Annotated in this window: 6 protein-coding genes; 4 read left to right on the forward strand and 2 right to left on the reverse strand. The window is 69.7% G+C overall.

The features are described from left to right. Positions 1–243 precede the first annotated feature (243 nt). Positions 244–1,704, reverse strand: coding sequence for a cysteine desulfurase family protein (locus C5B96_RS07005; protein ID WP_233189051.1), 1,461 nt, complete (start codon positions 1,702–1,704; stop codon positions 244–246). Positions 1,705–1,759: 55 nt separating this feature from the next. Here C5B96_RS07005 and glgX point away from each other — a divergent pair, with 55 nt between their 5' ends. Both glgX and C5B96_RS07020 read left to right on the forward strand, forming a co-directional pair. Then, positions 1,760–3,826 (forward strand): glycogen debranching protein GlgX, encoded by a 2,067-nt coding sequence (glgX, locus tag C5B96_RS07015; protein WP_104244316.1) that lies wholly within the window; start codon positions 1,760–1,762, stop codon positions 3,824–3,826. A gap of 275 nt (positions 3,827–4,101) precedes the next feature. Next, positions 4,102–4,716, forward strand: a complete 615-nt coding sequence (locus tag C5B96_RS07020) for a hypothetical protein (RefSeq protein ID WP_146078106.1) — start codon at positions 4,102–4,104, stop codon at positions 4,714–4,716. A 112-nt stretch (positions 4,717–4,828) separates the two neighbouring features. Here the strand turns inward: C5B96_RS07020 and glgP are convergent, their stop codons facing one another. Further along, positions 4,829–7,444 (reverse strand): alpha-glucan family phosphorylase, encoded by a 2,616-nt coding sequence (glgP, locus tag C5B96_RS07025; RefSeq protein WP_104244320.1) that lies wholly within the window; start codon positions 7,442–7,444, stop codon positions 4,829–4,831. Between the two features lie 190 nt (positions 7,445–7,634). Between glgP and C5B96_RS07030 the strand changes: the two genes are divergently transcribed. Both C5B96_RS07030 and glgB read left to right on the forward strand, forming a co-directional pair. Further along, a complete protein-coding gene (locus tag C5B96_RS07030) occupies positions 7,635–9,734 on the forward strand; it encodes an alpha-1,4-glucan--maltose-1-phosphate maltosyltransferase (RefSeq protein WP_233189052.1) in 2,100 nt (699 codons plus the stop codon). Further along, a partial coding sequence (glgB, locus tag C5B96_RS07035; RefSeq protein ID WP_104244322.1) for a 1,4-alpha-glucan branching protein GlgB occupies positions 9,734–11,940 on the forward strand: 2,207 nt, incomplete at its 3' end. The genes C5B96_RS07030 and glgB, both read left to right, overlap by 1 nt.

Genomic DNA, 11,940 nt, shown 5'->3' on the forward strand with positions numbered 1-11,940 from the left:
GCCTGCCGGCTTCGCCACCCGCGCCCTCCCGCCGGCGGGAGGGTGCGGGCGGATGGCAGCGCCGGCGGGAGGGCGCGGGTGGCGAAGCCGGCAGGCGTCAGGCGTCCAGCGACGACGCGGGCGCGAAGCCGGCGGGCGTCAGGCGTCAGGCGTCATGCGACGACGCGGGCGGCGAAGCGGGCGGGAGCGCGGCCCGGGTGGCGGCGCCGGCGGGCGTGTGCGGGTGCCGGCGGGCGTCACGGGTCAGGCGACGACGCGGTCGGCGAAGCCGGCCCGCGCGGCGCGCGCGACCGCCGCCGGCAGCGCCGCCACGAGGGCGTCCACGTCGGCCGCCGTCGAGCCGTGGCCGATCGTCATGCGGAGGGCCCCGCGCGCCTGGGCCTCGGGCACACCCATCGCGGTCAGCACGTGCGACACCTCCGGCACCCCGGCCTGGCAGGCCGACCCCGTCGAGACCGAGAAGCCCGCGACATCCAGCAGGAACAGCAGCGAATCACCTTCACAGCCCGGGAACGTGAAGTGCGCATTGCCCGGCAGCCGGCCGCCGGGCGACGGATCCCCGCGCAATACGGCGGTCGGCACAGCCTCGCGGATGCCCGCCACGAGCCGATCCCGCAACCCGCCGACGGTGGCGGCGAACGAGGGCAGCGCCTCGACGGCCTCCCGCGCGGCAGCAGCGAACGCGACAGCACCCGCGGCATCCTGCGTGCCCGAACGCCCGCGCTGCTGCCCACCCCCGTGGATCAGCGGAACCACCTCCGCGGCCCGCGACAGCAGCAGCGCCCCCACGCCGACGGGCCCGCCGATCTTGTGGGCCGAGACGCTCAGCGCCGCCACATCCAGCGCGTGGAAGTCGATCGGCACATACCCGTACGCCGACACGGCGTCGACGTGCACCGGCACTCCGTAACGCGCGGCCACCGCCGCGAGCTCGGCCACGGGTTGCAGCGTGCCGACCTCGTTGTTCGCCCACAGGAACGTCACGAGCGCCACGTCGTCACCGGCCGCCCCGCGAGGCCCGTCACGCTCCGCGAGGGGCCCCAGATCGTGGTTCTGGATGCCCGGAGCCACGATTTGGGACCCTTCGCCGGTCTCGGGCGAACCCGACCCCGCCACCGAGCCCGAACCCGAGCCCGCGCCCGAACCCGCGAGCGCCGCCTCGAGCACCTCGGGCGTGAGGCGGCCGTAGGAGTCCACGGGCAGCCACTCCACGACGGCGCCCTCGTACTGCACGAGCCACTCGACCGCGTCGTTCGTGGCGTGGTGCTCACCCCCCGGCACCAGCACGCGCGGCCGCCGCAGCCCCACACCGCTGCCCCCGGCATCCAGAGCCGCACCCGGCCCGCCCGCAGCACTCGCAGCACCCGCACTCGGCCCGCGCGCAGCACCCGCAGCACCCGCAGCGCGCGCCCCAGCGGCAGCACCCGCAGAACGCGCAGCACCCGCCCCCTGCCGCGCCCAGAACAGCCCCTTCACCGCCAGGTTGATCGACTCCGTGCCGCCCGACGTGAACACCACCTCGACCGGGTCGGCGCCGAGCGACGCCGCGACGCCCTCGCGGGCCTCCTCGAGCATCCGCTTCGCCTGCTGCCCCTGGCTGTGGATCGACGACGGGTTGCCCACCACCCCGAGCGCCCCCACGTAGGCCGCGAGCGCAGTGGGTGTCAGCGGCGTGGTCGCCGCGTGATCAAGGTAGACAGCCACGCCACCACCACCTTCCCGAACATCGCCGTAACAACCACTCACTACTCTAAGACGCATGACACCTGCCGATTCCTCTGCACCGCTCGGCATCACGAGAAGCGCGGAGTCCGGCCCCGAGCTGCGCGTCTGGTCGCAGAACGCGACCTCGATCGACCTCCTCCTCTTCGACGACCGCGATGCGAACTGGATCACCGCGACCCTCCCGATGACCCGGGGTGCCGGCGACATCTGGCACGCCGCGAGCAGCAGGCTCACCCCCGGCCGCCGCTACGCCCTGCGCGTGAACGGTCCGAACGGGCCCGACCACCCCCGCAACTCGTTCGACCCCGACGCCCTGCTGCTCGACCCCTACGCCCGCGGCCTCGCCCGCACCGGCCCCGACCTCTGGCGCGGCGTCGTCGTCGACGACGACTTCGACTGGAACGGCGCCACGAAGCCGAACACCCCGCTCGATCACACGGTCATCTACGAGGGCCATGTGAAGGGCCTCAGCAAGCTGAACACGCGCATGCCCGAACACCTCCGCGGCACCTACGCCGGCCTCGCGCACGAGACCACCATCGGCTATCTGCAGAAGCTCGGCGTGACGGCCGTGCAGCTCCTGCCGGTGCACGCGTTCGTCTCCGAGCGCCGCCTGAAGAAGCAGGGCCTCAGCAACTACTGGGGCTACAACACCCTGAACTTCTTCAGCCCGCACGCGTTCTACGGCACGAAGGCCGCCCAGCAGGGCGGACCGAGCGCCGTGCTCCGCGAGTTCAAGGGCATGGTGAAGCTGCTGCACGAGGCGAACATCGAGGTGTTCCTCGACGTCGTCTACAACCACACGGCCGAAGAGGGCATCACCGGCCCGCGCACCAGCTTTCGCGGCATCGACAACGCGAACTACTACCGGCAGACGAAGACGGGGGCCTACATCGACGTCACCGGATGCGGCAACAGCGTCGACACCAGCGTGCCGGCCGTCAGCCGCCTCATCCTCGACTCGCTGAAGTACTGGGCGAACGACTGCCAGGTCGACGGTTTCCGCTTCGACCTCGCCGCCACCCTCGGGCGGAACGCCGACGCCTACTTCGACCCGGCGCATCCACTGCTCGAAGCGATCACGAACGACCCCGAGCTCGCCGGGGTGAAGATGATCGCCGAGCCGTGGGATGTCGGCATGGGCGGCTGGCAGACCGGCAACTTCGCGCCGGGCTGGCACGAGTGGAACGACCGCTACCGCGACCGCATGCGCAAATTCTGGCTGCGCGACACGAAGTCGATCCGCGAGAACGGGTCACCGGGCGACGGGGTCGGGATGCTCGCCACCCGCCTCGCCGGGTCGGCGAACACCTTTCCGCAGAACAGGGGCCCGCTGGCGTCGGTCAACTTCATCACCGCCCACGACGGATTCACGCTGGCCGACCTCACGGCCTACGACGTCAAGCACAACGTGGGCAACGGCGAGTCGAACCGCGACGGCACCGACAACAACCTCTCGTACAACCACGGCGTCGAGGGCGCCACGCCGATCCGCACGATCGAGGCGGCCAGGCGGCGCACCATCCGCAACCTGATGGGAACGCTGCTGCTCTCCGCAGGGGTTCCGATGATCACCGCCGGCGACGAGTTCGGGCGCAGCCAGAAGGGCAACAACAACGCCTACTGCCACGACTCGGAGCTCACCTGGCTCAGCTGGGACCGCCGCCGCTGGCAGAACGGGCTCTGGCAGACGACGCAGCACCTGCTGAAGCTCCGGCGCGAGAACCCGGCCCTCCGGCCGTCGCACTTCGGCGTGTTCGGCGAGACCACGCCGAGCGCCAGCCAGATGGACTGGTACGACGCCGACGGGCGCGAGATGAGCAACCTCGAATGGAACAGCCCCGAGAACCGCACGCTGCAGTTCCTGGTGGCGTCGACCCCCGAGCACGAGGAGTTCAACCGCGTGCTGGTCGTGATCCACGGCGTCGAGTCGCCGACCACCATCACGCTGCCGACCCACGAGGGCGTCACCTCGTACGAGCTGCTCTGGGATTCCGCGGAAGACGCGCCGTCGGCTCCGGATGCCCGGCCCCCGGCCTTCGAGCCGGGCGTGCGGCTGCCCCTCGCCGCCTCCTCGATCCGCCTGTTCCGCGCACACTGACGCCCGCCGCCCCCGCCTGCGCCCGTCAGTATGTTTTGAGGTATTCTCGGTTACTATAGAGAATGTCCTCTCTGAACCGTCGCCGATGTCCAATCACACGCGGGATCGCGTTTGCGATCGCGGCGGGCTCCGTCGCCGTTCTGTCGGGCTGCGCTCACCAGCCCGTAGAGAGTGGGGTGAGCCTCTCCACCTGGGTCGCCACCCTGCCGCATGTGCTCGGGGCCACGGCGGATGTCGTGACCGTAGACCCTACTTTCGCCGAGTACATCTTTGACATGAGCGTCGACGTCGACCCGGCGATCTCCAACTCCGAGCTCACTGCTTTGTACGAGTCGACAACGGCCCGGGTCACAGCAGCAGGCTGGTCAGACTCGCGTATCTCGTTCCAGGTCGGGAAAGCACGGAGCGTCGCCAACGCGGGGCCTATCACGCTCGCTCTGTTCGAACAGATGCGGGGCAACGATCGCTTCCTCACGGTGTCGGCGGGCCGGGCGACCGGGTGCGAGGGCGACTTCTGCGTCACCATCGCCACGGATGATCCCGCTGCACTCCTCGCCGCGGTCGACGAGATGATCGCTTCCGCGGCCGCGCTGGGCGGCGTACAGCCAGCCACCGAATTCCGGGCGACCAGTGTCGACGACACGGCCACGGTCCGAGCGGAACCCTCCGCAGACGTCGACGGCGCGGTCTCCCTCTGGCAGCAGATCGCTGAGCGGGGTCCTCTCGACAAGGCCGCGGCAATCTCCATCCCGGGACGCGCCGGGCATCCCGACGCGCAATTTCTTCTCGTCCAAGTGAGGTCGGCCACACAACAGCGGGATATCGAGCAGTTCGTCGGAACCCAGGACGTGGTCGACGTCAAAGTCTTGATCACCGAAGAGGGCGGCTGATCGGCGTCGCTCCCCCAACGAGGGGCGCCTCCCGCCCCGCCGCGCACACCAGCACCCCGCAACCCCATGCAGCGGGCGCCCCGGCGGGGCGCCGCGCAGCGGGGCCGGGCGGCTACCGCGCCGCCGCGATCAGGCCGAGCTCGGCCGACGACGCCAGGTTCGCGTGCCGCGGCACCACGCGCACGGTGTAGCCGAACGAACCGGCCCGCTCCAGCACCACCGTGCCCGAGAACCCGTACAGCCCCTCCGCATCGCTCTGCGCGGGCTCGGCGCCCGGCGTCACGATTGTGATCGGCGTCGTGTTCGTCGCCAGAACGGCCGGCGAGAGGGCGACCGTGCGGGCATCCTGAAGCTGGTCGCCGTTCGTCGTGTGCCCGTAGACCACCTGCACCGACACGTCGTCGGGCGTCAGCGAGCCCAGGTTCACGCGCGCCCGCACCTGCAGCTCGTCGCCCACCTGCGGGGTGTCGTCGAGACCGCCGCTCTCGACGTGCACCACGGCGACCGACGGCCACGCCGTGCGCTCGCGCTCCTTCCACTCCGAGAGCCCGGCGGCGACGGCGTAGTCCCCGTCTGTCACCGCATGCGCGGCCGCAGCCGCCGGCAGGTAGAGCCGCAGCGCGTACTCCCGCACCATGCGCTCGGCCGACAGCGACGGCGAGAGGGTCGACAGCGTGTGGCGGATCGACTGCGTCCACCGCTCGGGCACGCCCTGGGCGTTCCGGTCGTAGAACCGCGGCGCCACCTGGTGCTCGATGAGGTCGTAGAGCGCCTCGGACTCGAGCTGGTCGCGCTCCTCGGGGGTGTCGACGGAGTCGGCCGTCGGAATCGCCCAGCCGTTCTCGCCGTCGTAGTACTCGTTCCACCAGCCGTCGAGGATCGAGAGGTTGAGCCCGCCGTTCAGGGCCGCCTTCATTCCGGATGTCCCGCACGCCTCGAGCGGTCGCAGCGGGTTGTTCAGCCACACGTCGGTTCCGGGGTAGAGCTTCTGCGCCATGCCGATGTCGTAGTTCGGCAGGAAGACGATGCGGTGCCGCACCTCGGGGTCGCTGGCGAAGTTGACGAGCTTCTGGATGAGGCGCTTGCCCTCCTCGTCGGCCGGATGCGACTTGCCGGCGATGACCAGCTGCACCGGCTGCGACGGGTTCAGCAGGATCGACTTCAGCCGCGCGGGGTCGTGCAGCATGAGGGTGAGGCGCTTGTAGGTCGGAACGCGCCGCGCGAACCCGATCGTCAGCACGTTGGGGTCGAGCAGCCCGCGGTACCATGCCGGGGGAATCGACCCCGGGCTCTGCTCGAGCCACGCCTCGGTGACCCGGTGCCGGGCGTCGAACACCAGCTGGCGCCGCATGTCGTTCCGCACCGCCCAGAGGTCGTCGTCGGTCACGTCGGGCGAGGCCCAGTTCGCCGTCGCCGTCTCCGACGTGCCGAGCTTGTTCTCGGCGAGTTCGATGAGCAGCGGGTCGGTCCAGGTGGGCGCGTGCACACCGTTGGTGACCGAGGTGATCGGCACCTCGGACTGGTCGAATCCGGGCCAGAGGCCGGCGAACATCCCGCGGCTCACCTCGCCGTGCAACTGCGAGACGCCGTTGGCGCGCTGGGCCAGGCGGAGGCCCATCACCGCCATGTTGAACATGCCGGGCACGCCGCCGTTGGCGACCTCATTGCCGAGCGCGAGCACCGAGTGCACGTCGACGCCCGGCAGCAGGTCGGTCGAGAAGTACCGCTCGACGAGGGAGGCGTCGAAGCGGTCGATGCCGGCGGGCACGGGCGTGTGCGTCGTGAAGACGGTGCCTGCGCGAACCACCTGCAGCGCGACATCGAACGAGAGACCGTCGCCGATCAGGTCGCAGATGCGCTCGAGGCCCTGGAAGCCGGCGTGCCCCTCGTTGGTGTGGAACACCTCGGGCTCGGCGGTCTCGGTCAGCTCGCTGTAGATCTTCAGGGCGCGAACCCCGCCGATGCCGAGCAGCAGCTCCTGCAGCAGTCGGTGCTCGCCGCCACCACCGTAGAGACGGTCGGTCACCGAACGCAGGTCGTCGTCGTTGTCGGGAATGTCGGTGTCGAGCAGCAGGAGCTTGACGCGGCCGACCTGCGCCTGCCAGATGCGGGCGTAGAGCGCACGGTCGTCGGGCAGCGCGAGCACGACCTGCGCGGGCGAACCGTCGGCGAGGCGCAGCACGTTCAGGGGCAGCCCGTCGGGGTCGAGCACCGGGTAGCTCTCCTGCTGCCAGCCGTCGCGGGAGATGGACTGCCGAAAGTAGCCGGCGCGGTAGAAGAGACCGACGCCGATGATCGGCACGCCGAGGTCGCTGGCCGCCTTGAGGTGGTCGCCGGCCAGGATGCCGAGGCCGCCCGAGTACTGCGGCAGGGCGGCAGCGATGCCGAACTCCGGCGAGAAGTACCCGATGCTCGCGGGCTTCGGCTCCTCCTGCGCCTGGTACCAGCGCGGCTCGGTGAGGTAGCGGTTCAGGTCGTCGCGCAGGCTGTTCGCCCAGGCGACGAAGCCCTCGTCGGCCGCGAGCTGCGCGAGACGCTCAGGGGCGACGGCGCCGAGCAGCGCGATCGGGTCACCGGTCGTCGCCTCCCAGTCGTCGGGCGAGATGTGCGCGAGGAGCTTCCTGGTCGGTTCGTGCCACGACCAGCGCAGGTTGGCGACGAGTTCACCGACAGCCGAGAGCTCCGGGGGGAGAACGGATCGAACGGTGAATTTCCTGATGGCCTTCACGGGCAGCTCCTTACGGTTTCGGCAAAGCCTAGGGCGAATAGGTTACCCAGCGCCAAACGCGCAAGGGGCGAATGTTCTGCGGACGTTCACACTGCTTTGTCGGTAGGGTCGAAGCGTGGCTAAGACAGTGGCGAAAACGACCGTAAAAGGCACAACGATCAAGCAGTCGAAGGGTGCTTCCCCCTCTCCCGTGACGGAGTTCGTCCCCGCTATCGGGCGCATCCCGATCGTCGATGTGTACCCGAGCGTCTCCGGCGGCCGGTGGCCCGCGAAGGCCTACGCCGGGGAGGTCGTGCCGTTCGGCGCGACCGTCTTCCGCGAGGGGCACGACTCCGTCGGCGCACGGCTGGAACTGCAGGATCCGGCGGGTGTCGTCTCGAGCTTCGGGCTCCGGATGATCGGGGTCGGCCTCGACCGCTACCAGACCCTCGCCCAGCTGCCCACCCAGGGCGCCTGGCAGTTCCGTATCCGCGCGTTCAGCGACGACTACGACACCTGGCACCACAACGCCTCGATCAAGGTGCCCGCGGGCATCGACGTGGAGCTCATGTTCCTGATCGCGGCAGAGCTCTTCGGCCGCGCGGGCGCCGACACGACGAGGCCGGCCGCCGGCCGCACCCTCTTCACGCAGCTCGCGTCGACGGTCGCCGACACCTCCGTGCCGGCCGCCGACAGGTATGCGGCGGCCACCTCCGACGCGGTCGTCGACGCCCTCGAGAACCACCCGATCGCCAGCCTCGACACCTACTCCGAGTGGCTGCCGCTGAACGTCGAGCGCCAGCGCGCCGGCTTCGGCTCGTGGTACGAGTTCTTCCCCCGCTCCCTCGGCGCCACGCAGAGCGACGACGGCACGTGGACGAGCGGAACCTTCCGCACCGCGGCGGCACGCCTTCCCGAGGTCGCGGCCATGGGGTTCGACGTGCTCTACCTGCCGCCGATCCACCCGATCGGCGAGGCGTTCCGCAAGGGCCCGAACAACTCCCTGACGACCGAGCCCGGAGACCCCGGGTCGCCGTGGGCGATCGGCGGCGCCGCGGGCGGGCACGACGCCGTGCACCCCGACCTCGGCGGCATGGCCCAGTTCCGCCTCTTCGTGCAGGCGGCCGAGCAGGCCGGGCTCGAGGTCGCCCTCGACTTCGCCCTGCAGGCCTCCCCCGACCATCCCTGGGTGACGGAGCACCCGGAGTGGTTCACGACCCTTCCCGACGGGTCGATCGCGTACGCCGAGAACCCGCCCAAGAAGTACCAGGACATCTATCCGATCAACTTCGACAACGACCCCTCGGGCATCCGGGCCGAAGCGCTCCGCATCATCCGATTCTGGATCGCGGCCGGCGTGAAGATCTTCCGCGTCGACAACCCGCACACCAAGCCGCTCGACTTCTGGGAGTGGCTGATCGGCACGATCACCGCCGAGAACCCCGACATCATCTGGCTGGCCGAGGCGTTCACCCGCCCCGCCCTGATGCAGACGCTCGCCAAGGTCGGCTTCACACAGTCGTACACCTACTTCACCTGGCGGAACACGAAGGAGGAGCTCGAAGAGTTCCTCGACGGCCTCGCGCACGAGACGGCCGCCTTCTTCCGGCCGAACCTCTTCGTGAACACCCCCGACATCCTGCACGCCTACCTGCAGTTCGGGGGGCGGCCGGCCTACAAGATCCGCGCGGCGATCGCGGCGACGGGTGCGCCGACCTGGGGCGTGTACTCGGGTTACGAACTGGTCGAGAACGTGGCCCGCCCGGGCTCCGAGGAGAACATCGACAACGAGAAGTACGAGTACCGTCCCCGCGACTTCGCGGCCGCAGAGGCGTCGGGCCAGTCGCTTGCGCCGTACATCACGCGTCTGAACCAGATCAGGAACGAGCATCCCGCGCTGCAGCAGCTGCGGAACCTCGACATCCACGCCAGCGACGACGACGCCATCCTCGTCTACAGCAAGTACCTCGCCGGTGAACACACCCCGAGTGGGCGGCCCGACGGCATCCTGGTGATCGCCAACGTCGACCCGCACTCGGTGCGCGAGACCACCGTGCGCCTCGACGTCACGAAGTTCGGGCTCGAGCCCGGAGCGACCTACCGCGTCACCGACCAGCTCACCGGCGACTCGTGGATCTGGGGCGCCGACAACTACGTGCGCCTGAACGCCTTCGGCGAACCGGTGCACATCCTCTCGGTGCACTACGAGCCAGACCCCTCGTCCGAAGCGGACGCGAGCACGAACCCGACCCTGCCCACGTCAACGCCCACGTCAACGCCCACGTCTCCCGACGGAACGGATTCCCACTGATGTCCCAGATCGACGGCCTCACCGCCCTCAGCCACAGCGACGTACCCGAGAACGTGCTGCAGCAGGTCGCCACCGGCTCGTACTTCGACCCGCACTCCGTGCTCGGCCAGCACCTCGTGAACCCGGCGAGCGAGGGTGACGCGGTCACCGTCATCCGCACGCTCCGCCCGCTCGCCAGCGAGGTGAGCGCGGTGCTCGCGAACGGTGCCCGCACGTCGCTGCAGCACCTCTACGCCGGCATCTGGCAGGGCTTCACGATCACCGGCCTCGACGACTACAGCATCGACGCCACCTACGACGACGGCTCGGTGTGGAGCGCCGACGACCCCTACCGGTTCGCCCCGACGCTCGGCGAGCTCGACCTCCACCTCATCGGCGAGGGCCGCCACGAGCAGCTGTGGGACGTTCTCGGCGCCCACTACCGCACGCAGCAGGGCGTGAACGCCGCCTTCACCGGAACCTCCTTCAGCGTCTGGGCACCGCGCGCCCGCGCCGTGCGCGTGATCGGCGACTTCAACGGCTGGGACGGCACACGGCACTCGATGCGGAGCCTCGGCGCCACGGGCGTCTGGGAGATCTTCGTGCCCGACCTCGAGCCCGGCAGCGCGTACAAGTTCGAGCTGCTCTCGCAGCACGGTGGCTGGCTGCAGAAGGCCGACCCGATGGCTCGCCGCTCCGAGGTACCCCCGCAGACGGCATCCGTCATCACCGACTCGTTCTACGAGTGGGGCGACACGGAGTGGATGACGAAGCGCGCCGCCACCGACCCGCACAACTCGGCGATGAGCGTCTACGAGATGCACCTCGGCTCGTGGCGGCCGGGCCTCGACTACCGCACCCTCGCCGACCCGCTGATCGACTACCTGAACGAGCTCGGCTTCACGCACGTCGAGTTCATGCCGCTCGCCGAGCACCCGTTCGGCGGCTCGTGGGGCTACCAGGTCTCGGGGTACTACGCGCCGACAGCGCGCTTCGGCACTCCGGATGACCTGCGGTACCTCATCGACCGCCTGCACCAGGCGGGCTTCGGCGTGCTGCTCGACTGGGTTCCGGGCCACTTTCCCAAAGACGAGTTCGCCCTCGCGAACTTCGACGGCCAGCCGCTCTACGAGCACTCCGACCCGCGCCGCGGCGAGCAGCCGGACTGGGGCACCCTCGTCTTCAACTTCGGTGACTCGAAGGTGCGCAACTTCCTCGTGGCGAACGCCCTCTACTGGTTCGAGGAGTTCCACATCGACGGCCTGCGGGTCGACGCCGTCGCCTCCATGCTCTACCTCGACTACTCCCGCAAAGAGGGCGAGTGGCTGCCGAACCAGTACGGCGGCCGCGAGAACCTCGAGGCGATCAGCCTGCTGCAGGAGGTCAACGCCACCGCCTACAAGCGCTACCCGGGCATCGTCATGATCGCCGAGGAGTCGACCAGCTGGCCGGGCGTCACCAAGCCCACGTCGCAGGGCGGGCTCGGCTTCGGCATCAAGTGGAACATGGGGTGGATGCACGACACCCTGTCGTACATCGAGACCGACCCCCTCTACCGCTCACACCACCACGGAGAGATCACGTTCTCGTTCGTCTACGCGTTCAGCGAGAACTTCATGCTGCCGATCTCGCACGACGAGGTCGTGCACGGCAAGGGATCCCTGCTGACGAAGATGCCCGGTGACCACTGGCAGAAGCTCGCGAACCTCCGTGCGTACCTCGGCTTCATGTGGGCGCACCCCGGCAAGCAGCTGCTCTTCATGGGCCAGGAGTTCGGCCAGCCGTCGGAGTGGAGCGAGGAGCGCGGGCTCGACTGGTGGATTCTCGACCAGCCGGTGCACCGTTCGCTGCTGCACCTCGTGTCGTCGCTGAACCGGGTCTACCGCGACAACCCCGCGCTGTGGCTCCGCGACAACGAGTCGGCCGGCTTCGAGTGGATCGACGGCGGGTCGAGTGAGAAGAACCTCGTGTCGTTCCTCCGCTGGGATGCCGACGGAAACCCGATCGCGGTGCTGATGAACTTCAGCGGTGCCCCGGTGGGCCCGTACCGCGTCTCGCTGCCGTTCGGCGGCATCTGGGACGAGGTCATCAACACCGACGCCCTGGAGTTCGGCGGCTCGGGCGTCGGCAACTTCGGCGCCGTCACGGCCGAGAACGTCCCCTGGCAGGGCCGCCCGGCCTCCGTGGAGCTCACCCTCCCGCCCCTGGCCGCCCTCTACCTGAAGCC

The sequence above is a fragment of the Subtercola sp. Z020 genome (genome assembly GCF_002931235.1).
In the GTDB taxonomy this organism is placed as follows: domain Bacteria; phylum Actinomycetota; class Actinomycetes; order Actinomycetales; family Microbacteriaceae; genus Subtercola.